20 protein-coding genes are annotated in these 25,555 nt (G+C 32.7%); 8 read left to right on the forward strand and 12 right to left on the reverse strand.

Annotated features, from left to right (window positions below):
• Nucleotides 1-72 precede the first annotated feature (72 nt).
• The 7 genes from IAI56_RS06845 to uvrA form a co-directional block, all read right to left on the reverse strand.
• Nucleotides 73-1,638 carry a S8 family peptidase gene (locus tag IAI56_RS06845; RefSeq protein ID WP_187657162.1) on the reverse strand — a complete coding sequence of 522 codons (1,566 nt, stop codon included), beginning with the start codon at nucleotides 1,636-1,638 and terminating at the stop codon, nucleotides 73-75.
• A 140-nt stretch (nucleotides 1,639-1,778) separates the two neighbouring features.
• The gene (locus IAI56_RS06850; RefSeq protein WP_187657163.1) at nucleotides 1,779-4,184 is read right to left on the reverse strand and encodes an alpha-ketoacid dehydrogenase subunit alpha/beta; all 2,406 of its coding nucleotides are present in this window, start codon (nucleotides 4,182-4,184) and stop codon (nucleotides 1,779-1,781) included.
• Between the two features lie 185 nt (nucleotides 4,185-4,369).
• Nucleotides 4,370-7,159: a gluzincin family metallopeptidase gene (locus tag IAI56_RS06855; RefSeq protein ID WP_317192451.1), complete on the reverse strand. Its 2,790-nt coding sequence runs from the start codon at nucleotides 7,157-7,159 to the stop codon at nucleotides 4,370-4,372.
• Entirely contained in the window at nucleotides 7,156-8,046 is an 891-nt protein-coding gene (locus tag IAI56_RS06860) for a hypothetical protein (RefSeq protein ID WP_187657164.1), read from the reverse strand. Before IAI56_RS06860 ends, IAI56_RS06855 begins: the two co-directional genes overlap by 4 nt.
• Complete coding sequence (locus tag IAI56_RS06865) at nucleotides 8,046-9,479, reverse strand: MBOAT family O-acyltransferase (protein ID WP_187657165.1); 1,434 nt, start codon at nucleotides 9,477-9,479, stop codon at nucleotides 8,046-8,048. Before IAI56_RS06865 ends, IAI56_RS06860 begins: the two co-directional genes overlap by 1 nt.
• A 77-nt stretch (nucleotides 9,480-9,556) precedes the next feature.
• Nucleotides 9,557-10,282 (reverse strand): LOG family protein, encoded by a 726-nt coding sequence (locus tag IAI56_RS06870; protein ID WP_187657166.1) that lies wholly within the window; start codon nucleotides 10,280-10,282, stop codon nucleotides 9,557-9,559.
• Between the two features lie 163 nt (nucleotides 10,283-10,445).
• The gene (gene uvrA, locus IAI56_RS06875) at nucleotides 10,446-13,277 is read right to left on the reverse strand and encodes an excinuclease ABC subunit UvrA (RefSeq protein WP_187657167.1); all 2,832 of its coding nucleotides are present in this window, start codon (nucleotides 13,275-13,277) and stop codon (nucleotides 10,446-10,448) included.
• Between the two features lie 111 nt (nucleotides 13,278-13,388).
• Here uvrA and IAI56_RS06880 point away from each other — a divergent pair, with 111 nt between their 5' ends.
• The gene (locus IAI56_RS06880; protein ID WP_187657168.1) at nucleotides 13,389-13,910 is read left to right on the forward strand and encodes a hypothetical protein; all 522 of its coding nucleotides are present in this window, start codon (nucleotides 13,389-13,391) and stop codon (nucleotides 13,908-13,910) included.
• Between the two features lie 31 nt (nucleotides 13,911-13,941).
• Here the strand turns inward: IAI56_RS06880 and IAI56_RS06885 are convergent, their stop codons facing one another.
• Genes IAI56_RS06885 through IAI56_RS06900 form a run of 4 tightly spaced genes read right to left on the reverse strand, consistent with a single transcriptional unit; the run spans nucleotide 13,942 to nucleotide 18,745 of the window.
• Nucleotides 13,942-15,762, reverse strand: coding sequence for a chloride channel protein (locus IAI56_RS06885; RefSeq protein WP_187657169.1), 1,821 nt, complete (start codon nucleotides 15,760-15,762; stop codon nucleotides 13,942-13,944).
• A 37-nt stretch (nucleotides 15,763-15,799) separates the two neighbouring features.
• Nucleotides 15,800-16,471 (reverse strand): DNA alkylation repair protein, encoded by a 672-nt coding sequence (locus tag IAI56_RS06890; protein WP_187657170.1) that lies wholly within the window; start codon nucleotides 16,469-16,471, stop codon nucleotides 15,800-15,802.
• A 9-nt stretch (nucleotides 16,472-16,480) separates the two neighbouring features.
• A complete protein-coding gene (gene ggt / locus IAI56_RS06895) occupies nucleotides 16,481-18,148 on the reverse strand; it encodes a gamma-glutamyltransferase (protein ID WP_187657171.1) in 1,668 nt (555 codons plus the stop codon).
• Between the two features lie 6 nt (nucleotides 18,149-18,154).
• Entirely contained in the window at nucleotides 18,155-18,745 is a 591-nt protein-coding gene (locus IAI56_RS06900) for an acyl carrier protein phosphodiesterase (RefSeq protein WP_187657172.1), read from the reverse strand.
• A 135-nt stretch (nucleotides 18,746-18,880) separates the two neighbouring features.
• Between IAI56_RS06900 and glmM the strand changes: the two genes are divergently transcribed.
• The 3 genes from glmM to IAI56_RS06915 all read left to right on the forward strand — a co-directional run bounded on the left by glmM (nucleotide 18,881) and on the right by IAI56_RS06915 (nucleotide 21,754).
• Nucleotides 18,881-20,269 carry a phosphoglucosamine mutase gene (glmM, locus tag IAI56_RS06905; protein WP_187657173.1) on the forward strand — a complete coding sequence of 463 codons (1,389 nt, stop codon included), beginning with the start codon at nucleotides 18,881-18,883 and terminating at the stop codon, nucleotides 20,267-20,269.
• 21 nt (nucleotides 20,270-20,290) lie between these two features.
• Nucleotides 20,291-21,016 carry a 3-deoxy-manno-octulosonate cytidylyltransferase gene (gene kdsB / locus IAI56_RS06910; protein WP_187657174.1) on the forward strand — a complete coding sequence of 242 codons (726 nt, stop codon included), beginning with the start codon at nucleotides 20,291-20,293 and terminating at the stop codon, nucleotides 21,014-21,016.
• Between the two features lie 372 nt (nucleotides 21,017-21,388).
• Complete coding sequence (locus tag IAI56_RS06915) at nucleotides 21,389-21,754, forward strand: transcriptional regulator (RefSeq protein ID WP_187657175.1); 366 nt, start codon at nucleotides 21,389-21,391, stop codon at nucleotides 21,752-21,754.
• Between the two features lie 112 nt (nucleotides 21,755-21,866).
• On the opposite strand, the gene IAI56_RS06920 is transcribed toward IAI56_RS06915, so the two are convergent.
• Nucleotides 21,867-22,529 carry a spermidine synthase gene (locus IAI56_RS06920; RefSeq protein WP_187657176.1) on the reverse strand — a complete coding sequence of 221 codons (663 nt, stop codon included), beginning with the start codon at nucleotides 22,527-22,529 and terminating at the stop codon, nucleotides 21,867-21,869.
• A gap of 60 nt (nucleotides 22,530-22,589) precedes the next feature.
• Here IAI56_RS06920 and IAI56_RS06925 point away from each other — a divergent pair, with 60 nt between their 5' ends.
• The 4 genes from IAI56_RS06925 to pyrR all read left to right on the forward strand — a co-directional run bounded on the left by IAI56_RS06925 (nucleotide 22,590) and on the right by pyrR (nucleotide 25,531).
• Entirely contained in the window at nucleotides 22,590-23,153 is a 564-nt protein-coding gene (locus IAI56_RS06925) for a 1-acyl-sn-glycerol-3-phosphate acyltransferase (RefSeq protein ID WP_187657196.1), read from the forward strand.
• A 19-nt stretch (nucleotides 23,154-23,172) separates the two neighbouring features.
• Entirely contained in the window at nucleotides 23,173-24,327 is a 1,155-nt protein-coding gene (locus IAI56_RS06930) for a M14 family metallopeptidase (RefSeq protein ID WP_187657197.1), read from the forward strand.
• Nucleotides 24,328-24,371: 44 nt separating this feature from the next.
• Nucleotides 24,372-24,857 (forward strand): Lrp/AsnC family transcriptional regulator, encoded by a 486-nt coding sequence (locus IAI56_RS06935; protein WP_187657177.1) that lies wholly within the window; start codon nucleotides 24,372-24,374, stop codon nucleotides 24,855-24,857.
• A 140-nt stretch (nucleotides 24,858-24,997) separates the two neighbouring features.
• A complete protein-coding gene (gene pyrR / locus IAI56_RS06940; protein ID WP_187657178.1) occupies nucleotides 24,998-25,531 on the forward strand; it encodes a bifunctional pyr operon transcriptional regulator/uracil phosphoribosyltransferase PyrR in 534 nt (177 codons plus the stop codon).
• The last annotated feature ends 24 nt before the right edge of the window (nucleotides 25,532-25,555 follow it).

A 25,555-nucleotide genomic window follows, 5' to 3' on the forward strand; every position in this document is an offset into this window, starting at 1 on the left:
ATAATGCACTACGGGTAAATTTAATGTAAAAAGAGATTTTCAAAAAAATAGTTTTTTTAGAAGTTTAAAAGGTTATAGTTTTATCCATTTTTTAGAGTACATTTTTTGAGTGTTTTTATTCACTATTTTAAGAATATAAGATCCTGATGACAAAGTCGTTGTAGAGATTTCAATAGCTTCGTTTAATGGAGAAACTACATAGTTTTCTATTAGTTTACCATCTATTGAGTGCAAAGTAATAGAATAGTTATTATGCTTTAATCCTTTAATTGTTAATATATTAGTGTTTTCAACAGGATTTGGATATAACTTCAAGTTGATAGCTTCTTGAAAATAATCAGTGTTAGAGAGTAGTTGGTGAGATAGGGCAGCATAGGCATTTATTCTTCCGTATCCGTGAAACATATCCCATCCGGCAGTGTCTGTTCCATTTCCTACTTGGTCTTCAGAGGTTTGTTGAAGAATTTGTCTTATTTGATCTACAGATAAATTAGGGTTTACTGATAACATCAAAGAGATAACACCAGCAACATGTGGTGCTGCTTGAGAAGTACCACCCCAATAGCTTTCATAATTGGTATTGGAATTATGGCTGAGACCGTAAATAAAGTTTCCAGGTGCTACAAAATCTATGGCTTCACCATAATTACTTCCGCTTGTAGCACTCCAAAAAAATGGACTTGTTCGAGTATCATTAGGGTTAGTAGAACCTATAGCAAAGGCATTAGCATAACGAGCTGGATATTGAATGGCTCCGTTTTGATTTCCAGTAGATACAGTAACACTCACATTGTTGTTGTAAGCATAATTGATTGCATCTTCAAGTAAGGTTGAAGGACTGTTTCCGCCAACAGACATATTAATAACTTTTGCTCCATTATCAACTGCAAAATAGATGGCATCTGCCCACCAAGTATAGTAACCAAAGTTACTGGCATCAAGAATTTTGCAAGGCATTATTTTTGAATTCCAGTTTACTCCGGCATACCCTATAGAGTTGTTTCCTTTGGCAAGTGCAATTCCAGCTACATTAGTTTCATGTCCATGATCATCGCTTGGGTTATTATCATTGTAGGCAAAGTCATATCCAGGAACCATTCTTCCGGTAAATTCTGGATGATCTAGTTTTACACCAGAGTCAAGAATAGCTACAATTAGATTTGGATTTCCTTGGGTAATATCCCAAGCTAAATCGGTATCAATATCTGCGTCAATAATAGCTGGCGAAAGAGTGAAGGTGCCATTGTTTCGATGTGACCATTGTCTTGAAGAAAATAAAGCATCATTGGGAGTAGTTTGCATCATTCCATGCCCATAACCTGTAAAATTTGGCTCTACATATGTAAACCAACCAGTATTTAAGTATGAAGTAACGGCTTCCATCACATTAATATCATTTTTAAATCGAAGCAATAGTGTTCTTTTCTCTTTTTTATTTCCTACCCATTGCAAAGTATCTAATTCTAACGAATGGTTGAGTTGAGCTAGTTGTGCGTCATTTTTTATTAATTCAAGCTTGTCCTCATGAGTTACTGTTGATTTAAACGAAATTACAATTTCTTTAGGTGAATAATCTACATTTTGAGATAATACTAAAGTGGTAGCTAATAAAAGCCATAGTTGAAAATAAAATTTCATGATGTAAAGTAGTTTGATGGAGTAATTTCAAATTTAAATTTCAATTTATGCTAAGATATACAAATAAATATTATCAATAATAAAAATTAAAAAAGGAACCCGATTTTGAGTTCCCTTTTTTAAATTTTTATGATAAATCACTAATACAAGCTCGGATATTTTTCTGGCATGGCTTCGTGCATAATCGCATAAACTTTTTCAAAAATATCTTCAGCAGATGGTTTTGAGAAATAATCACCATCAGTTCCATACGCTGGACGATGTGCTTTGGCAGCCATTGTTTGCGGTTGACTGTCTAAAAACTGATAGGCATTTTGCTCATCTACAATTTGTTGTAAAATAAATGCACTTGCGCCACCAGGAACATCTTCGTCAACTACTAATAAGCGATTGGTTTTGGAAACGCTTTTAGCACAATCATGGTTAATGTCAAAAGGTAATAATGATTGCGCATCAATAATTTCCACATCAATACCAACTTCAAGTAGTTCTTTTGCAGCTTGTTCTATAATGCGAAGTGTTGAGCCATAAGAAACCACCGTAATATCACTTCCTGATTTGATGGTTTCAACAACTCCAATTGGGGTTTTAAATTCACCTAAATTAGTTGGCATTTTTTCTTTTAATCTGTAGCCGTTCAAACATTCTACAACTAATGCTGGTTCGTCAGTTTCTAATAATGTATTGTAAAAACCAGCAGCTTTTGTCATATTTCTTGGTACCAAAACATGAATTCCACGAATAGCGTTGATAATCATTCCCATTGGCGAACCCGAATGCCAAATTCCTTCCAATCGATGACCGCGAGTTCTGATAATTAACGGCGCTTTTTGTCTTCCGTGAGTTCTATATTGTAGCGTAGCCAAATCATCGCTCATAATTTGGATGGCGTATAAAAGGTAATCCAAATATTGAATTTCTGCAATTGGTCGTAAACCGCGCATTGCCATTCCAATTCCTTGTCCAAGAATGGTTGCTTCACGAATTCCGGCATCGGCAACACGAAGTTCTCCATATTTTTCTTGCATGCCTTCTAAACCTTGGTTTACATCACCAATATTTCCAGCATCTTCACCAAAAATTAAAGTTTCAGGGTATTTATTGAAAATAGCATCAAAATTGTCACGCAATACTAAACGAGCATCAACTTCTTCGGATGAATTATCATACTTTGGTTCAACAGCTTTTGTTGCCAAAATATTTTTATCTGATTGCGAAAATAAATGTGAACTGAATTTTGGCTGAATTTTTTCGGTGTAATTTTTTATCCACGTTGCCAAAGTTTCTTTGCTATTTTCTTTAATAATCAGTCGTAAAACCTTGCGTGCTGTTGTAATAATATCTTTTCGGATTGGTTCTTTAATCGAACCCAAATCGTTAGCATATTTCTCAATAAAAACTTTGTTTTCGCTAGAAGAAGCAATTGAATTTAGCAAAGAAACCAATTCGTTTTGTTCCGCTTTCATTGGTGAAACAAAAGCATTCCAAGCTGCTTTTTTGCCTTCAAGTACTTCTTTTCTTGAGGTTTCATCTATTTCATCTAATTCTTCGACTGTTGTCAAATTGTTCTCTATCAGCCAATTGCGCATTTTGGATAAACAATCAAACTCGATTTCCCAAGCCAATCGTTCTGCGTTTTTATATCGTTCGTGACTTCCAGAAGTTGAATGTCCTTGAGGTTGTGTTAATTCGTCAACGTGAATTAAAACTGGTACGTGTTCTTCACGAGCAATTGCTGAAGCTTTTTGATAAGTAGCAACCAACGCTGGATAATCCCAACCTTTAACCGTTAAAATTTCAAAACCGTCATTTTCGTTATCACGTTGAAAACCTTTTAAAATTTCCGAGATACTTTCTTTGGTAGTTTGGTATCTAGCATGAACAGAAATCCCGTATTCGTCATCCCAAACGCTCATTACCATTGGAACTTGTAAAACTCCAGCCGCATTGATGGTTTCAAAAAACAATCCTTCTGATGTTGAAGCATTTCCAATTGTTCCCCAAGCGACTTCATTTCCTTCTTTTGAAAAATTAGTAAAATGTTCTAATCCGCGAACGTTTCTGTATATTTTTGATGCTTGTGCTAATCCTAATAATCTTGGCATTTGTCCAGCAGTTGGCGAAATATCTGCACTAGAATTTTTTTGTGCCATCAGGTTTTTCCAGTTTCCGTTTTCGTCTAAAGAATGTGTTGAAAAATGTCCGCCCATTTGTCTTCCAGCGCTCATTGGATCAAAATCTAAATCGGTATGACCATACAATCCAGCAAAAAATTGCTCGATTGATAGTTGACCAATTGCCATCATAAAAGTTTGGTCACGATAATAACCTGAACGAAAATCACCGTTTTGGAATGCTTTTGCTAAAGCCAATTGTGGTACTTCTTTTCCGTCGCCAAAAATTCCAAACTTTGCTTTTCCAGTCAATACTTCTTTTCGACCAAGAAGACTACATTCACGGCTTATTCGGGCGATTTTGTAATCGTTTATAACTTCGGATTTAAAATCTTCAAAAGTGATTTCGGTTTTGGTTTGTGGTTCGATCATAACTGAATTTATTTCTAAAAGAAACAAATTTAGCTAAAAAGTAGTAATAATTATAATTCTTTGATGAAAATATAATTTAATTATTGATAATTAAATAGGCGTTATTTGTTTTAATTTTGATTATAATTTAATAAATCAATTGTTTTGATAAGAATAATGTAAATTGTTCGACAGTTTTTTGAAAATTAGAACCATTTTCTGGTAAATAAACTAAACAAAGTATCTGGATTAAAAGTGATGATAAATCGTATTCTTTCGGAATAGTTTTGTTGTCCAATTTCCCAACCGTTAGTAGAATAAACAGGAAAATAAAGTTCCAAATAATCGGTTACAAGATTTAGTCGAATACCACTATCATAAACAAATTTAGCCGATGTATTTTTATTTTTAAACGTTCCAATATCGCCATAAACCTCTATCCAATTCCAAATATTACAACTTGCATTGGCTGTAATCATCCATTGATTGGCAAGACGAGTTTCAAAAATAGATTTAAAAAACCCATCGGTTCCAATAGCTTGTTGGCTAAAAAATCCTGTGGTTTCAGAACGACCAAGATATTCGCTTTCAAATAAATAATCAGAAGGACGATCTAAACCGAAGTCAAAATAATTGGAAGTTGTTTTATTGTACAAAAATGTTCCAGCAAAAAAACGAAGGTTTAATTGACGATTGTCATTGAACAGTTTTCGATATTGAATTTCGCCTGCCAATTTTCCGAAGTTTTTAGACAATTGAAAATCGGTTAAAAAATTATAATGATTGGTAATTTCGGTTTTCCCATTATAATATTTTGTAGAAAAAACGGAATAATTTTCAGTATTTTCTTCAACAATAAAATCCGATTTTTCTCTTTCAATTATGGTTTGTTTGATAGTTAAAGTTTGGATTTTATTATCTCGATAATCATCGGGGCGAATTCTAAAATGAACTACTGGCATCAACTTTAAATAGGCAGCTTCTGGTGCATAATGCAGATAATGACCGTTCAATAAATAGCGAATGTGATACCAATTGCTATTGCGGTTGTATTGATTAAAATAAATTGTTCCTCGACCAGTTAAGTTATTGGTTTTTGTAGAATAACTAGGGTTTACATCAAAAATAAATGGTTTGTCCAAGATGGTTTTGTTATGAAAACGTATTCCAGGATAAAAACCGTCATAAAGATTGTATTCCAGCGTTGGAATGTAAACGATTTGGTTATAATTTGGATCTTCTAAATCTTTGAAGAAAATAAATTTTATAGGACGATTATTTACTCGGAAACCTTTTAATGAACGCCAATTGTTTCTCAAATTAAACTCGGGAACTTCATTTTTATAATTGATTACAATTTTATCAGCATTGTTTCTCGGAATGGTGTAAATGCTGTCGTTTGGCAAAGCATCAATCCATTTTTTAAACACAATTTCTTTCTTTTTTGTACCAAAAACAGGAATAGGAACATGAGTTTCGGTTTTATTTTTTAGTCTAAAACTAATGCTGTCTTTGGTTTTGGAAACCATATCAAATTTATAGTCAAAAGTTTCTCGAGAATTGATTATTTTGTCAAAAAACCAATTGATATTTTTAGGAGTATTTTGTTTTAAAAGTGTTTCAAAATCATTAACTGATTGCTGTTTTTGAAGGTTTGTGGTATAAAATTGAACGATTGATTTATCAATTAATCCGTTTTGAGAATATTCGTTGAGGTATTTAAAACTTAAACCTGCACGGTATTTTGAAGCGATTTTTTCGTTGAATTTAATGAGTTTATCTTTCGGGAAATTAAGCGGTTGGTCTAAATTTTTTCGTGCCATCAACATATAAAAATAGCTGTATTGACCATTGAAATCTAAACTTACTAAATTGTAACCACGCATTATTTTTAGCTTGGCAACATTTCCCATCATGGTAACTTTTGGATAAAATTCATCGATGTATTTCATCATCAAATAAATTTGAAAACCATCATAAATCCAGTTGTCGTTTCGTGGATTTAGATTTAAAGTAGAATGAACATAGTTGTTCAAAAAGGTTTTTAGAAATTTAATTTCATATAAAAATTGGTCGGGAAACGGCGCAATAAATGCAGGAAGTTGGTTCAATCCATAAAACGGACTTCGTTCATAATCTGCTTTCGCCAAAATCAGTTTTTGATGCGGATATTTCCCAAGGTTTTCATCAACCCAATTGACGATTTTGTCAATAACAATCGCACGTTGAATATCATCAACACGATTGTCTCTAAAATCGGTAACGACTTCTAATTTTTGATTAATGAAACTCTCAAATTCATTTTTTTTGCCAAAAAACAAGTTGAAATCCAAACGATTTTTTCCTGTAAAAACGGTTTCTGAAACTTTGTTTAAATCGGTAAAAGCTTCAGTGTTTTTAGGAAGTTTTAGTTCTAAATCATAATCGGAAACGGCATTGGCAATATCATCAATATTATGATTGTTGTTTTTAACAAAACTTCCGTTTTCATATCTCGAAGGCGTTAAAAACCAGTTTTTTAGATAAACTTTTTCATCATCTGAATAACCAAATTTTGTGAAACGTGCATTTGGAATTTTAACGGAATAGGTTAGGTGAAGTTTTATTTTTTCACTTGGAAAAAGCGTTTTTTTTAATTGAATTTCGAGAACATCAGCCGAATTTTCATTTCTTTTCCAAGAAAAAAATGAATCGTCATCGCTGATAATCGTTATGTTTTCCGTGCGTCCGCGATCTTTTTCTTTTGCCAAATGAAAAATACGTTCAAACTCATCGGCAAATCGTTTTCCAATATCTGAATTTTTATCGCCATACGCATTCATCCAATCGTTTAAAACAATAGAATTTAGCGTGTCATTGGTCTGATTATAAAAAGTAAGTTCTTGAACTACATTGATTCTTTTTTCGTTTAGGTTGTATTCTGCCACAATTTTTGAATGATGTTGTGCTTGTAACATCATGCTGAAAAAGAGAATTATGTAGTTTATTTTTTTCAAGATTTATTTTTTGGTTTAAAGAATTTATCGAAAACAATTTGGGTAAAAGCTATAGCACCTTTTTCGTTCATGTGTCCGCAAGTTGAAAAATATTTGTCATCAATAACGGTATCTTCCATGCGATAAATTTCGGGATAAATTTTATGAATATGATTAAAATAATCACGGTTTATCGTTTCGGCACATATAGGCGTTGTCATGGCTATCAGTGTAATGTTATTTTGTTTACAAATGGTTTTAATTTCTTCATAAGCTTTGTTTCGCTTGGGCGAACGTTCACTTAAATCTGTTGCAACAAGAGGACTTTGATCGTTTATTAAAGGTAAAAAACCTTCATGATTTAATGCACTATTTTTTTTCTTTATAGCAGAAAAAAATAATTCTCTAAAACCTATTTTTGAGTCGTAGTTAATATATCTATAAAAAGGAATATAGTATAATTGATTAAAATTTGAAATCGAATGGTAGTGATTTTGAATTGTTTCATACTCTTTTAAATAAGGCATAAACATTGCTCTAGTTCCATTAGAAAAGCCATCAGAGTTAATGTTTAAATCAATCTCTAAAATAATATTCTTTACTATATATTTTTTTTCTATCATTAGTTTTAGTAATAAAGCAGACTCTTCTAGTCTTGAACCACTAATACCATAGTTATAAACAGTTAATCCTTGATTTGAAAAAATCCGACTATCAAAGTGGTTATTTGCTCTTGAAGAGCCTAAAAAAACAACATCGTATTTTTTTGGATTACTATTAATAACAAACTCAATTTTATTTCGATTGTTGTTATTTAAAAAAACATAGGTATAAAATGAGTCTAAAAGAATTGCAACAACTAGAGTCGTCACTATGATTTGAACTATAAATAGAATAAATTTTTTCATTAGAATTGAAAGTAAATAAAACTTTTATAATCAGTAAAAACACCTAACGCTAATATAGTTAATATGCATAAAGCTAGCTTTAAACTACTATATTTACCCGATATAGGTTCAATTTTTAATCTATTATTCCATTCAACTAGTGTAAAGAGTACGATTAAAAATAAAATTTCATAATTATATCTTTCGATGTTAAAATATTGAGGAGAAAAGTTTTGATTGGTAAACATTCGTTGAATATACGCAATAGCATCGTGGATAGTTTTTGAGCGGAAAAAAATCCAAGCTAACGAAGTTAAACAAAAGGTAGTAACGATACTGAATAAAATTCGAACAGATGAAAAATTAAATCCTAAAGTAAAATTATCTAAGTTTTTTCGATTTTGATTTAATAATAAAAGAGGCAAAAAATAAATTGCATTAATCAAACCCCAAGCAATAAATGTCCAGTTGGCACCATGCCAAAAACCGCTTACAAGAAAAATGATGAAAGTGTTTCTAATTTGAAATAGTTTAGAACCTTTGCTTCCACCAAGCGGAATGTATAAATAATCTCGAAACCACGATGAAAGCGAAATATGCCAACGTCGCCAAAATTCGGCAATATCTCGAGAAAAGTATGGATAATTAAAGTTTTTCAACAAATCAATTCCGAAGAGTTTGGATGTTCCCAAAGCAATATCGGAATACCCTGAAAAGTCACCATAAATTTGAAAAGCAAAATAGATAGCACCTAAAATTAAGGACAACGAATTCATTGAATTATGATTGTCAAAAATTGCATTGGCATAAATTGCACAACTATCGGCAATGACTATTTTTTTTACTAATCCCCAAATGATTTGATAAATGCCTTCTTTGGCTTTTTCAAAATTAAATTCCCGTTTTACTTTCAACTGTGGTAAAAGGTGCGTTGCTCGTTCAATTGGTCCAGCAACCAAAAGCGGAAAATAGCTTACAAACAAGGAATAATCAACAAAATTTCTTTCTGATTTTATTCTACCGTAATAAATGTCAATAATATAAGAAAGTCCATGAAAAGTGTAAAACGAAATCCCGACAGGAAGAATTAAATTGAGTAGAACAGGATTGGTATGAAACCCAAATCCGTTCAGTAATTCGGCAAATGATTCAGCAAAAAAATTATAATATTTAAAAACGCCTAAAAACCCTAAATTGATTGAGATACAAAGCCAAAGCCAAAATTTTTTGCCAGATTTTGTTTGACTTCCTTCTATTTTAATTGCCGAAAAATAATCGAGTAAAGTTGAAAAAACTAAAAGAAATAAAAAACGCCAATCCCAACAAGAGTAGAAATAATAACTCGCCAGAATGAGTATGAAGTTTTGATATTTCCGAGATTTATTAGCAAAAAACCAATAACAAATAAATACTATCGGAAGAAAAATGGCAAACTGTAGCGAGTTGAAAAACATAATGAGCGGTTTAAAAATTAAATTCCAAACTCCAACGTATTTTGATTGGAATTTGGAATTTTAGACTTTTGAATTTATTAGAAATTCGGACTTAAATTATATTTTTTATAAAAACGATCCAATTCTTCAACCACTTCGTCTTCTGTATCAACAATTTTAATAAGGTTCATGTCGTCTGGACTTGCATTGTGTTCTTTTTCAATCATTGTCGTTTTTATCCAGTCGATCAATCCCGACCAAAATTCTTTTCCCACCAAAATAATTGGAAATTTACCAATTTTTTTCGTTTGAATTAATGTAATTGCCTCAAACAATTCGTCCAAGGTTCCAAAACCGCCAGGCATAACTACAAATCCTTGTGAATATTTTACAAACATAACTTTACGAACAAAAAAATAGTCAAAATTTAGATTTTTGTCTTTGTCAATATAGGGATTGAAGTGTTGTTCAAATGGCAATTCGATATTCAAACCTACCGAAGTTCCACCGCCAAGATGCGCACCTTTATTTCCAGCTTCCATAATTCCTGGTCCGCCGCCAGTGATTACACCATAACCCGCTTTGCTGATTTTATAAGCAATTTTTTCTGCCAACAAATAATATTTATTATCGGGTTTTGTTCTCGCCGAACCGAAAATAGAAACACACGGACCAATTCGTGCCATCGTTTCATAGCCATTTACAAACTCCGACATCACTTTAAAAATCGCCCAACTATCATTGGTTCTAATCTCGTTCCAAGTCTTCTGCTTTAATTTATCTTGAATTCTGTCGTCTTCGTTTTCGTATTGTTCAAATGCCATAATTATATTTTTTTTAATTTTTTTGGAGCTATTTCCAGCTTTCCATTGCAATCTTTTTTATTGTTTTTGTAACATTGGTTGCATCCCGAAGTTTCGGGAAAGACATCTTTCAAAAAAACAATAAAAAAGGATTTCCATTGCAATCTGGGCTAAAAACGGCCTGCTAATTTAGTTCTTTTTTTAAAAATTGCGCTGTATAGCTTTTTTTATTCTTTATGATTTCTTCTGGAGTTCCTTTTGCAACCAATTCGCCACCAGCTTTTCCGCCTTCTGGACCAATGTCAATAATATAATCTGCCAATTTAATTACGTCCATATTATGTTCGATAATCAAAACTGTATTTCCTTTTTCAACCAATTTGTTAATCACATCCATCAAAACCCGAATATCTTCAAAATGCAAACCAGTTGTTGGTTCGTCCATAATGTAGAATGTATTTCCAGTATCTTTTTTGGATAATTCAGTTGCCAATTTGATACGTTGTGCTTCACCACCAGAAAGCGTTGTACTTTGTTGTCCCAAAGTGATATAACCCAATCCAACATCCTGAATGGTTTTTACTTTTCGATAAATCTTAGGTATGTTTTCAAAAAATGGAACGGCTTCGTCAACTGTCATATTTAACACATCCGAAATAGATTTTCCTTTGTATCTGATTTCCAGAGTTTCCCGATTAAAACGTTTTCCTTGACACGTTTCACATTCTACATAAACATCAGGTAAAAAACTCATTTCAATGGTTCTTACTCCTGAACCTTCGCAGGTTTCGCATCGTCCACCAGAAACATTAAAACTAAATCGACCAGCTTTATATCCGCGGATCATAGCTTCGGGTGTTTGTGTGTACAAACTTCTAATTTCCGAAAAAACATCAGTATAAGTCGCAGGATTGCTTCGTGGAGTTCTTCCAATTGGACTTTGGTCAATGTCTATCACTTTATCAATGTGCTCCAAACCTTCAATTTTTTTGAACGGCATTGGTTTTTTTACTGCATTAAAGAAATATTCGTTCAAAATAGGGTAAAGGGTTTCATTAATTAAAGTTGATTTTCCACTTCCCGAAACTCCAGTAACGCAAATCAATTTTCCTAAAGGAAATTCTACCGAAACATTTTTTAAATTATTTCCAGTTGCACCAGTTAATTTCAGCGTTTTTCCGCTGCCTTCACGACGTTTTTTTGGAACTTCAATCTGCATTTTTCCATTCATAAACTGCGCTGTAATGGTATTTTCTTTCAGCAATGCTGTTGGTGTGCCAATACTAATGATTTCTCCACCAAATTTTCCAGCTTTTGGACCAATATCAATAACATAATCCGCTCGTTCAATCATGTCTTTATCGTGTTCAACTACCAAAACAGAATTGCCAATATCACGAAGATTTTCCAATGAATTAATCAATCTTTCGTTATCTCGTTGATGTAATCCTATACTTGGTTCGTCCAAAATATAAAGTACACCAACTAGTTGTGAGCCAATTTGTGTAGCCAATCGAATACGTTGTGCTTCACCACCCGAAAGCGATTTTGAACTTCTGTGTAAAGACAAATAATTTAAACCAACGTCCATCAAAAACTGCAATCTCGATTTGATTTCTTTTAGAATTTCAGTTGCAATAGTAAGCTGTTTTTCAGATAATTTTCCATCCAAATTTTGAAACCAATCAATCAGTTCCGAAATATCCATTGTAGATAAATCGGCTATATTTTTTTCATTAATTTTGAAATACAGAGCTTCTTTTTTCAATCGGGAACCGTGACAATCTGGACAGGCAATTTCGTCCATGAATTCTTTAGCCCAACGTTTTAAAGAGGTTGAATTGCTTTCGTCATATTGGTTTTTGATGAAATTGGCAATACCTTCAAATTCAATTTTATAATCCTTCGTTACGCCAGCAGCTTTTGATTTTACAGAGAATTTTTCGTTTCCACCGTTCATAATCATTTCCATCGCTTCGGCAGGAATAGTTTCGATAGCATCGTTTAATGTAAAGCCAAACTTTTCCCCAATGATTTCCAATTGCTTAAAAATCCAAGATGATTTGTATTCGCCAAGTGGCGCAAAACCACCAGCTTTTATCGATAATTTCGGATTTGGGATAATCTTTTTTTCGTTGATTTGGTTGATAGTTCCCAAACCATTACAGCAATCGCATGCACCTTTGGGCGAATTGAACGAAAAATTATTCGGTTCTGGATTTGGATAGGAAATTCCGGTAGTTGGACACATCAGCGTTCGACTGAAATAGCGAACTTCATTGCTGCCATGTTCGATAACCATCATAATATTTTCGCCGTGATACATTGCGGTTTTGATGCTTTCTGCCAAACGTTTATCCGTATCGTCATTGTTACTGATTTCCATTCGGTCAACCACAATTTCAATATCGTGTGTTTTGTATCGGTCGAGCTTCATACCGGAAACCAAATCCTGAATTTCGCCATTTACACGAACTTTTACAAATCCTTGTTTGCTAATTTGCTGAAAAAGTTCTGCATAATGACCTTTTCTCGCACGAATAACTGGAGCTAAAATATTAATTCGTTTTCCGTTGAAAGTTTCTTTAATCAAACCTTGTATTTGTTCATCAGAATAAGAAACCATTTTTTCGCCCGTATTGTAGCTATATGCATCGGCAGCACGAGCAAAAAGTAATCGCAAGAAATCATAAATTTCAGTTATAGTTCCAACGGTCGAGCGAGGTGATTTGCTCGTTGTTTTTTGTTCAATAGCAATTACTGGTGAAAGTCCGTCGATTTTATCCACATCTGGTCGTTCCAATCCACCAAGAAACTGACGAGCATAAGCCGAAAAAGTTTCAATATATCTACGTTGACCTTCGGCATAAATCGTGTCAAAAGCCAACGATGATTTTCCCGAACCCGACAAACCAGTGATTACGACTAGTTTTTCGCGTGGAATTGTAACATCAATATTTTTTAAATTATGAGCTCTTGCTCCAATAACTTCGATAAATTCGTCTTGATTTTGCATAAAATAGTGCTGAAACGCAAAAGTACTTTTTTTAACTCAAAATTCATTATAACGTTTGACAAGAATTTGTTAAAGAATTTTATATTTGGGAAAATTTTAAAATAATAAATAATGAAAATACTTGGTATCGGTTCACGTTTAAAACATGCTGAATATGGAGTTGGAGTTGTAACCAACGTTACAGCAAAGCATTATTGGGTAACTTTTATAGAAAACGGATTGGAAACTATTGATGTAGATAGTGAATTTGAAGTAATTGAAGCAGTTGAAGGTGAGGTAGATACGGTTAGTTTTTATGAAGTGGAAAAAACCTTGAAAAATCTATTGCAAAAATGGAGCGATGTTTCGCAAGTTGTTCCCATTGCTGATAAATGGAAAGGCGGAAAATTAATAATGGAACCAGGAACACCAACTCAAAACAAAGAAGTTCCTATAGATATTTTTTTCAATAAAATAATTATGGTACGAGATCGACTTCGAGTTATGGAACAAAAAATAAATTCAAGTAATTTAGATAATTCTGAAAAGTTTGAATTGCAACAATACATTACACGATGTTACGGAAGTCTGACCACTTTTAATGTATTGTTTAAAAGTACAAACGATTATTTTGTGGGAGAAAAAACGAAGTAGTAATAGAAAACCTTTCAATTGAAAGGTTTTTTTATTCAATAACCATTTCCTTGAAATTGGTTCTGTAGTTTTCCAGAATATCAAGTTTAGAAAGACAACCAAAGTATTTGCCATCTTTTACTAAAGGTAATACTTCGTGGTTGGTTTTGTCAAAGGAATTCATGATTTTTTCCATTCCGTCATCAAACTGTAATATAACTTCGGGTTGAGTGAGAATTTCTTTTATGGTAGTAAATTTTACTCTATATGGATTAAAAATAAACGATTTTACATGTTGAAATTCAATAACACCGAGAAGATTTCTCTTTTCATCAACTATAGGAATTACTTTTTGAGATGTTGACGCAAATATTTCTACTACTTTTTCAAGAGAGTTTTCTACAGAAAGCGTTTGATAATTGGTTTGAATTAATTTTAAAACATCAATTTTCAGTAAAATATTTTTGTCTTTATCACTGGTGAAAACATCGCCTTTATCTGCCAAAGGTTTTACATCCATTGAATGTTTTTCAAAACGTTTTGAAACTGCAAAACTAATGGAAGAAACAATCATCAACGGAACCATCAAATTGTAACCACCAGTAATTTCACCAATCAAAAAGATAGCAGTTAATGGCGCATGAAATAGTCCGCTTAAAATTCCTGCCATACCAACAATAGTAAAATTTGCAACGGGTAAATGGTTGTTAATTCCGGTTAAATCAAAAAATTTGGCCACAAAAAATCCCAAATAACTTCCAACAAAAAGCGATGGTGCAAAATTACCGCCATTTCCTCCTGAACCTAAAGTTAATCCGGTTGCAAAAGATTTCAGTAACATCGTTACACCAACAAAAATTAGTAAAATCCATTCGTTACTTTTATGATTGTCTAGTAAAGTATTTTCTAATAATGCTCCGGGATTTTTGGTAGAAAGTGTTTTGATACTTTCATATCCTTCGCCAAAAAGTGTTGGAAAAAAGAAAATCATTAGGGCTAAAATACTTGCTCCAAAAAGTGCTTTGTTATAAATTTTACTTTTCTTTTTTTGAAAATAATGTTCCACTCTGCGAAAATTTCGAGCATGAAAAACCGAAACTAATCCTGCTAAAATTCCCAAAAGAATATAATAGGGAATATTATGATAATCAAACACTTGCTGTTGCTTAAATGACAACAAAACATCTTCATTTAATACAACTGTTGAAACCAAAGCTCCAGTTGCTGCCGAAATCATTATCGGGATAAAAGCCGAAATAGTAACATCGGCAAGAACAACTTCTATAGCAAATAAAACTCCAGCAATTGGCGCATTAAAAGCCGCTCCAATTCCAGCAGCAACACCACAAGCTAGAAGTAGAATTCTGTCTTTTTGACTTAAATGATATCGTTGTGAAAAATTAGAACCAAATGCTGCACCAGTAATTACAATTGGACTTTCTAAACCGGCAGAACCGCCAAGCCCAACGGTTAATGAGCTTGTTACAATTTGGGCATACATCTGTTTTTTGGGAACAATTCCACCTTTTTTGGCAACTGCATATAAAATTTTAGAACTTCCTTTTTCAATGCTTCCATCAAGTAAATGTTTGACCACAAAAACCGTTAAAAGAATTCCAATAATAGGCAACAAACTGTTGATATAAGGAAGTTTGAGATACGTATTTACATAATTAGCAAATACAAAAACGGAGTGCGCAAAATTCTTTAATAAAATTACGGCAAGCGAACATGAAATAGCAACAACTACAGCCGAAAAATAAAGAAATTGTCTTTCGGATATTTTCTCTTTCAAAGAAAAGATAATATTCTCTATTCTTCGAAAAATATTTCGGAAAACGATTTTATATAGTGGTGCTTTTTTTGTTGGCATTTATTAGAGAATATTCTACAAAAATAGCTATAAATGATTATTTTAAAATATTTCTCAGTGCTTCTTTTTTACTCAAAGGTTTTAAATTAGTGTTTTCTACATAGCTTTTTACCGCATTTGGATTAAATCGACCATAATCTCGAAGTGACCAACCAATGGCTTTTTGAATAAAAAATTCATTCGAATATTTGTGTTTTTCGCATTCTGATTTCAATAATTCAAAATTGGTTTTTTGCTTATAACTCAATTGAAAAAGAATGGCACTTCGATTGAGCCACATATTTTCTGAATTTGAAAACCGTTCGATTACTTTTAATGTTTTATCAGGAAATTGCAAAAGATAACCACCCAAAAGATATTTTGCCAAAACATCAACACTATCCCACCAAGAATTGGTAATAATCCATTGTTCAATCAGTTTTTCATCTTCTTTTAGATACTTTTTTTTAATTTCTTTGATTAAAATTTCCATTCCACAATACTGAAATTCTCGCTCTTTTTTGTTGAAAAGTTCCCAACTGATTTCTCGAAAATTGGATTGTATTTCCGATTGGTGTTTTTTCCATAAATCTTGAAAAACAGCTCTTCTTGTTTCGGTTTTAATGCCTAAAAAAGAAAAATGATGCCTCATGTAAGCTTCCATTTTTGCTGCGTTTTCAGTATTTTTATGACGAAACAATTCGGTTTCTAATTCTTGTATGAAATTCATTTTTTTAATTTAATATCCAATAGCTTTATCATCTCCGCGAAAATCGGCTCCGCCTTCAAAATTGCCATTTGGTAGAACCAAAATCGCATTTACTTTACCAATAACAGGTGCAAATTTCTCGTTAATAATATGACCTTTCTGTCTGAGTTTTTCTTTACTTTCTGCATTGAATTTATTAGGTTCAAGCATAATTTCATCTGGCAACCATTGATGGTGAAAGCGTGGTTGATTTACGGCTTGTTGCATTCCCATTTCAAATTCATAAACATTTAAAATAGTTTGCAAAACCGAAGTGATTATGGTCGAACCGCCAGGCGAACCCAAAAGCAGTAACAGTTTTCCGTTTTTCTCCACGATTGTTGGTGTCATCGAACTTAGCATTCGTTTTTCGGGAGCAATGCTGTTAGCTTCAGCACCAATTAATCCATAATAATTTGGAATGCCAGGTTTTGCCGAAAAATCATCCATTTCATTATTGAGAAAAAATCCCAGTTCGTCACAATATAGTTTAGAACCATACGCACCGTTCAAAGTTGTCGTCACCGAAACGGCATTTCCGTTTGTATCAACAATCGAATAATGAGTGGTTTCATCACTTTCAACCACTTGAATATCACCATGACTAACTTCTTTGGAAGAAGTTGCTTTTTCAAAAGAAAAGTTTTGCATTCGATTTTTTAAATAATTTTCGTCGAGCAATTCTTTTTCTGGTATAGTAACAAAATCCGGATCGCCAAGGAAATAATTTCTATCGGAATATGCTCGTCGTTCAACTTCGCTTAAAAGATGAATGTAGTCAGCCGAATTGTGTTGTAGCTTTTTAAGGTCGAATGGTTCAATCATTTTCATAATTTGTGCCAACGTAATTCCGCCGCTACTTGGTGGTGCCATCGAAATGATGTTCAGTTCTTTGTATTGAAAAGTTATCGGTTTTCGCCAAATGGTTTTATATTTTTTTAAATCTTTTAGCGAAATTATTCCGCCTTTACTTTTTAGAAATTTGACTAACTTTTTTGCAGTTTTTCCTTTGTAGAATTCGGCTTCTCCGTTTTTAAGAATTTGTTTTAATGTATTGGCTAATGCCAAATATTTTATGGTATCGCCAACTTTAAATTTTTTCGCATAAAGTGTTTGATTTCCGCTTAGTTCAACAATTTTAGAGCGATATTCATTGAGTTTTGCGTGTTCTTTTTCGGTTACAACAATACCTTTTTTTGCCAAAAGGATAGCAGGTTCAAACAACTCTTTAAGTGGTAATGAACCAAATTTTCTATGGATTTCAAATATAGCTGCAACACTTCCTGGAATGCCAACGGATAAAGCACTATCGGTACTCAAATTAGGAATTACATTGCCATTTTTGTCCAAATACATGTTTTTGGATGCTTTTAACGGTGCTTTTTCTCTGAAATCAAGCGAACCAATTTCACCGTTATTTTTTCGATACACCAAAAATCCTCCACCCGAAATATTTCCTGCATAAGGATAAGCAACTGCCAATGCCAAATGTGTTGCAATCATAGCATCAAATGCATTTCCACCTTTTTTTAGAATATCAACGCCAATTTTGGAAGCTTCTTCACGAGCCGTAACCACCATGCCATTGGAAGCAGTTACACCTTGCTGTCCAAAACAAATTTGAAGTGTAAAAAGGAAAAGGATAATCGTATTTCTCATATAATATTATCCGTTTAATTCGTGAATTTTTTGTTGGCAATGTTCTTGAAGTTCGATGAAAAATTGAGTAAACTCGGTTTCAAATTCCAAGTAAAACTTTTGTAATTCCACTATCGATTCATGCATCGCAACACGATTTTTGGTTCGGTGATCCATTTGGAACAAAATCATTTCCAAGCCTGAGATGGAAGCATAGCTTACCAACCAATTTCGAGCAATCATATACGGCATCATTCCTTGAATTTTAGCCGTAAGTAAATCATAATTGTCTTGTAAAAGCTGATAAAATTCATCGGCATACTCTTCTAGTATTTTATTGGAATAATTTGCCCAGTTTTTTGCCAAAAAATGGTCGTAAAAAATGTCCATAATCACACCAGAATAATGTCCGTATTTTTCATGCAATCGATGTTTGCTTTTTCTATAAACGGGATGCATATCCGTAAAACTGTCAATCGAGCGATGGAGTAAAATACCTTTTTTTATTTCTTCGGGATAATTTTCATAGCTATTTCCACGAATACTATCTGCCATAAAATTACCAATTTTCAGCAAATCGTTGTTACCAGATAGATAAATATGTGCTAGGAAATTCATACTGAAAATAATTGAATATGGTCTTTTATCGATGATATGCTAGTAAATATAGAAAAAAATATCTTATTTCTATTTTTCGTAATGGCAACTATTATATTTGTAAAAAATAACAAAACAAACCTAAAAAAGATACAAATGACATTAATCAAATCAATATCAGGAATTCGCGGAACAATAGGAGGAAAGGTTGGAGACAATTTAACGCCAGTAGATGCTGTGAAATTTGCATCAGCCTATGGTACTTTTCTGAAAAACAATATCAATAAAGATAAACTAAAAGTAGTTATTGGTCGTGATGCACGTATTTCAGGTCCGATGATTCATAATTTAGTAGTCAATACTTTAATTGGTTTGGGAATTGATGTTATTGATTTAGGTTTATCTACAACACCAACAGTTGAAGTTGCCGTACCGATGGAACAAGCCGATGGCGGAATTATTTTAACAGCTTCTCACAATCCAAAACAATGGAATGCTTTGAAACTTTTAAATGCAAAAGGTGAATTTCTTAGCGGTGCTGAAGGTGCAAAAATATTAGAAATTGCCGAAGCCGAAGCGTTTGATTTTTCGGATGTAGATAGTTTAGGTGAAATTACGGCAAACGATGCTTACATGGATATTCATATTGATGAGGTTTTAGAATTGCCTTTAGTTGATGCCGAAGCTGTTGCCAAAAGAAAATTCAAAGTAGTAGTTGATGGTGTGAATTCTTCAGGTGGAATTATTATCCCAAAACTTTTGGAACAAATGGGTGTAGAATGTGTAAAATTATATTGTGAACCTAACGGACATTTTCCTCATAATCCAGAACCTTTGAAAGAACACTTGGGTGACATTTGTAAATTGGTTATTGAAGAAAAAGCCGATTTCGGAATTGTTGTTGATCCAGATGTTGACCGTTTGGCGTTTATTTCTAATGATGGCGAAATGTTTGGCGAAGAATATACGTTGGTTGCCGTTGCGGATTATGTTTTGAGTAAAACTCCAGGAAATACTGTTTCTAATATGAGTTCGTCGCGTGCGTTGCGTGATATTACTGAAAAACACAACGGAAGTTATCAAGCCAGTGCCGTTGGAGAAGTAAATGTGGTGGAATTGATGAAAGCTACAAACGCCATAATTGGTGGCGAAGGAAATGGCGGAATTATTTATCCAGAATTGCATTATGGTAGAGATAGCTTGGTTGGTGTGGCTTTGTTTTTAACGCATTTAGCAAATTTAGATGTTACAGTTGCAGAACTTAGAGCAAGTTATCCGCAATATTATATGAGTAAAAACAAAATTGAGTTGACACCACAAATTAATGTTGACGGAATTTTAGCAACCTTAACCGAAACCTACAAATCTGAAAATATATCTACAATTGATGGCGTAAAAATTGATTTCCCAACGGAATGGGTTCATTTGCGTAAATCGAATACCGAACCAATTATCCGTATCTATACTGAAGCACCAACTCAGGAAGAAGCCGATTCTTTGGCAGTTCGTTTTGTAAATGAATTGAAAGCCATTGCTGGTATATAATTTTTTGTAAAAAATAATAAAATGAAAATCATTGCCGTAATTCCAGCTCGATATGCATCAACTCGATTTCCTGCCAAATTGATGCAAGATTTGGGAGGAAAAACAGTTATTTCTCGAACTTATCAAGCTGCAGTAAACACGAGATTATTTGACGATGTTTTTGTAGTAACCGATAGTATTTTGATTTATGACGAAATCATCAGCAATGGTGGAAAAGCCATCATGAGTGTCAAAGAACACGAAAGCGGAAGCGACAGAATAGCCGAAGCCGTTGAAAATCTTGACGTTGATATTGTGGTAAACGTTCAAGGCGACGAACCATTTATCAATGCTGAACCATTAGCAAAAGTGCTGGATGTTTTTAGAAATGATTTTGATAAAAAAGTAGATTTAGCTTCGCTGATGGTTGAAATTACTGATGAAGAAGACATCAACAATCCTAATAATGTAAAAGTAGTTACTGACCAAAGTGGCTTTGCTTTGTATTTTTCACGTTCGGTAATTCCTTATCCAAGAGAAAAAAGCGTTGGTGTTCGCTACATGAAACACATCGGAATTTATGCTTTTAGAAAAGAAGCCTTGCTCGCTTTTTATCATTTACCAATGAAATCACTCGAAGCTTCCGAAAAATTAGAACAACTCCGCTATTTAGAATTTGGAAAACGAATCAAAATGGTTGAAACTACTCATGTTGGCATCGGTATCGATACACCTGAAGATTTAGAAAAAGCGAGGAAGATGTTGTAATATTGATTTTAAATAATAAAATGCACAAAACCTTTGTAAAAGTTTCAAACTTTAGCAAAGGTTTTTTTATACCACTTGATTAAATAAAAGGTTATAAAAACCAATATAGTTGATTAAAATAACCAACTATATTGGTTTAGAAGGTTAATTTAGTTGGTTTAAATAGCTAACTAAGTTTAATAATATAACTAATTAAATTAGTTAAAAAAACCATTTAAGTTAGTTAATATAACCAATTTAGTTAGTTAAAAAAACTAGTTTATTTAGTTATAAAAACCAACTAAATTAGTTAAAAGAACCAAAATAAAAGGCATAAAAGTCCTGAGCTACAGTATTTTTTGTATATTTGATTTAAACTTAATATCAAAAAAAATGTTTGATAATTCAAAACGATACCAAAAAAAGCGCAGTGATGATCCGCCAGGAGTGGGTAACTATGTTAATTGGCATATTCAACAAAATAAAATTAAAAAATCTAGTGTTTCTAAGTTTTTGGATGTTAACCCTACAACGCTCAATCAATATTTTAAGCAAACTAGTTTACAGTTCAGCATTTTGTGGAGAATTAGTCTTGCGGTTAAATATAATTTAGTGATGGAACTTGGCGAAAGATTGAACATTCCATTTGAAACCAAATCCGAAAAGGAGTTAAAAAACCAATTGCTTGAAAAGGAAAAAGAAATCGAAACTTTAAAACTACAAATAGAGTTTTATAAAGAAATTATGGGTGCAAAATAGGGGTTAAAAGTTAGAGAAAGAATAAACCCAACTTTGGTTAAAGTTTAAAATTTTTACAAAGGTTTTAAATTTCACTTAGAAAAATCCGAAACTTTCAACCCGAAACCCGCAACTATTGTAGCTTTTTAATTGTAAACAATTCATTGTGAACTTCTACTTTTGGATACATTCGAAGCGAATAATTTCCGCCAAATTTTGATTTGTATTTCAAATTCCGTTCTTCATCAGCTTTAGAAATGACCATGGTGTTGAATAAAATAAACCCATTCACATTGACCAAATCGTTAATTCGTTGAATAAAAAAATCCTGAAACAAAAAATTAGGCATCGTGGTGTCTTGAAAAATATCGATGATGATTAAATCGTAGGTGTTTTTTGTTTTTAAAACAAATTCAAACGCATCGTCAATAATAATTTCACAATTTGGAATTTTGTCAATATTAAAGTAATTATTGGCAATTTCTACAATGTTTTCGTCTATTTCTACGCCAATAATTTTGCCTTTAAACTTAATTTCATTGACCAAAGTTTTGATAACGCTTCCGCCAGCAACACCAAGAACCAAAACCGTTTTAAAGTTTCTAATACGTTCAAATCCAATGTATTTCAGTCCTTTGCGTAAAATCCGTTGCAAACTTCCATACGAATAATTAGTGTTTTTACTGTCTAAAACCAATTCGCCATTGTTCCAAGTCACTTCCAGAGTTTTACTAACCGAAGAGTTTTTCTTGTAAATGTTTATTGGAATAAAATAACTAAAAAATCGCCTAATCATTGGTGAAATAATTTTCTCAAATATAATTCATAAATAGTAATTTTACGAAAAATATATATGATGAAAAAACGATTGTATCAATTTATTTTTTTCCGACTAATGGGATGGAAATTGGTAGGCACTTTTGACGAAAACATCAAGAAATGTGTCATTGCCGTTATGCCACATACTTGTAATTTTGATTTTTTTATAGGATTGTTTACGCGCGGCATAGCCAATCAGCAAATGAATTTTGTGGGTAAAAAAGAATTATTCGTGTTTCCGTTTGGTTATTATTTTAGAAGTATTGGTGGCGCAGCATTGGATAGAAGTGGTGGGAAAAACAATGTTGATGCCACGGTGGATGTTTTCAATTCGAGAGAAATTTTCAGAATGGGAATTGCTCCCGAAGGCACTCGAAAAAAAGTAACCGAACTTCGCACTGGTTTTTATTTCATTGCTCATAAAGCCAATGTACCTATAATTCCAGTAGCTTTTGATTATGCAAAAAAGGAAGTGAAAATTGGTTCACCCTTTTATACAACAGGCGATTACAGTGCTGATATGGGTGTTTTTTTGCAACATTATAAAGGTGTAAAAGGAAAATTTCCCGAAAGGCAATTTGATTTTGACACTATTCTTTAAAATTTCTCTTACCATGAATATGAACTACGAAACCATCTATCAAGCAAATAAAGAGGAAAAACTTTTTGGTCGTTACATAACGCTTCAGCATATTGAACATTTAATTTTTAAGTATCCCTATCAAGTTATTGGGAAATCAGTCTTGGGTAAACCCATCTATAAACTCGAATTTGGAATGGGCAAAACTAAGATTTTCATGTGGTCACAAATGCATGGAAATGAAAGTACAACCACCAAAGCTTTGTTTGATTTTATCAATTTTTTGCACAGCAATACAACCGAAAGTAATGCTATTTTAAGCAATTTTACTTTTTGGTTGTTACCGATGCTAAATCCTGATGGTGCTGAACTTTATACGCGCGAAAATGCCAATAAAATTGATTTAAACCGCGATGCACAAAACCTTTCGCAACCCGAAAGTGTGCTACTTCGAGAAGTCTTTACTGAATTTAAACCCGATTTTTGTTATAATCTACACGACCAGCGAACTATATTTGGTGCTGGCGATACTGGAAAACCAGCAACCGTTTCGTTTTTAGCACCAGCTTATAATGACGAACGAGCTATTAACGAAGTTAGGAGTAAAGCCATTGAAGTAATTGTATCAATGAACGAAACTTTGCAACAATTTATTCCAAATCAAATAGGACGTTTTGATGATTCATTTAATATAAATTGTATAGGCGATACTTTTCAATCGATGAATGTTCCAACAATTTTATTTGAAGCAGGACATTTTCAAGGTGATTACGATAGGGAATTCTCACGTAAATTTATTTTTATCGCATTGCTTTCAGGAATTCAATATATCAACGAAAACGATATAGTTCTTAACAAAATCCAAAAATATTTGCATATTCCGCAAAATAAAGTCGTTTTTTATGACTTTGTTTGTAAAAATGTCAAAATAAATTATGATAGTTTAGAAAAAAGCATCAATTTTGCACTCCAATACAAAGAAGTGTTATCAGAGAGTGAAATTATATTTGAAGCACATGTAGCTCAAATAGATGATTTAGAAAATTATTATGGACATTTTGAGTTTGATGCAAACAATAAATCGTATCAAGATAATTTAAAAAACACTCCAATAGTAGGTCAAATAGCTAATTTTTCCATAGAAAATGGTATAAGCTTTAGTAGTGGAAAATTGGTTCAGTTTTCTTTGGATTGATTATTTCGATTTTAAAATTAGATACATACATAAATACCTTAAAGATGAGTAAGTTTAGATTAGATGAAGTTGATTTACAAATATTAGATATGTTGATTGACAACACTAGAATTCCTTTTACTGATATTGCAAAAAAGCTTTTAATTTCTGCTGGAACAGTTCACGTTAGAGTGAAAAAGATGGAAGACCAAGGAATTATTATGGGTTCGTCATTATCGTTAGATTATGAAAAATTAGGATATTCTTTCATCGCATATGTTGGTGTGTTTTTGAATAATACATCACAAACTAAATTTGTTTTAGAAAGAATAAATGAAATACCTTATGTTACAGTTGCCCATGTAACTACTGGTAAATTTAATATTTTCTGTAAAATAAGAGCAAAAGATACAAAGCATGCTAAGGATGTAATTTTTATGGTTGATGATATTGAAGGAGTTTACAGAACAGAAACCATGATTTCTTTGGAAGAAAGTATTAACGACAAAAAACGTTTGATGCACACCATCTTCCGTGAATTAGAAGACTAATCTTTACGATTCATATACCAAAACCTCAAGTGAAAGCTTGAGGTTTTTTCGTTTTAAAAACCATTAGACAAAACTAATCGAGTAGAGAAGTTGATACACTCAAGAAAAAATACTAATTTTACAACCCAAACAACACTACTATGAGTCATAAAATATTGCTCACTTCCAAAGAAGTCAATATCATGCTCCATCGTTTGGCTTGTCAGTTAATCGAAAACCATAACGATTTTTCCAATTCGGTTTTAATAGGAATTCAACCTCGCGGAACTTTTTTAGCCAAAAGAATAAAGCATATTTTAGAAAACGAATACCAAATCAACAACATTCAGTTAGGTTTTTTGGATATTACATTCTTTCGCGATGATTTCAGAAGAAATACCAATCCATTAGAAGCCAATAAAACCCAAATTGATTTTTTGGTAGAAAATAAAAAAGTCGTTTTTATAGACGATGTACTTTTCACCGGAAGAAGTATCAACGCTGCTTTGACTGCCGTTCAATCGTTTGGACGACCATCCGAAGTCGAACTTCTTGTGCTAATTGATAGACGATTTAGTCGTCATTTACCTATTCAACCCGATTATCGCGGTCGCCAAGTTGATGCTATTCAAGACGAAAAAGTAAAAGTTTGCTGGAGCGAAAAAGATGGCGAAGATTCAGTTTACTTGATTTAAGAATGAAGAGTAACGATTTTTGAT

This window comes from Flavobacterium macrobrachii, assembly GCF_014486675.1.
Lineage (GTDB): Bacteria > Bacteroidota > Bacteroidia > Flavobacteriales > Flavobacteriaceae > Flavobacterium > Flavobacterium macrobrachii.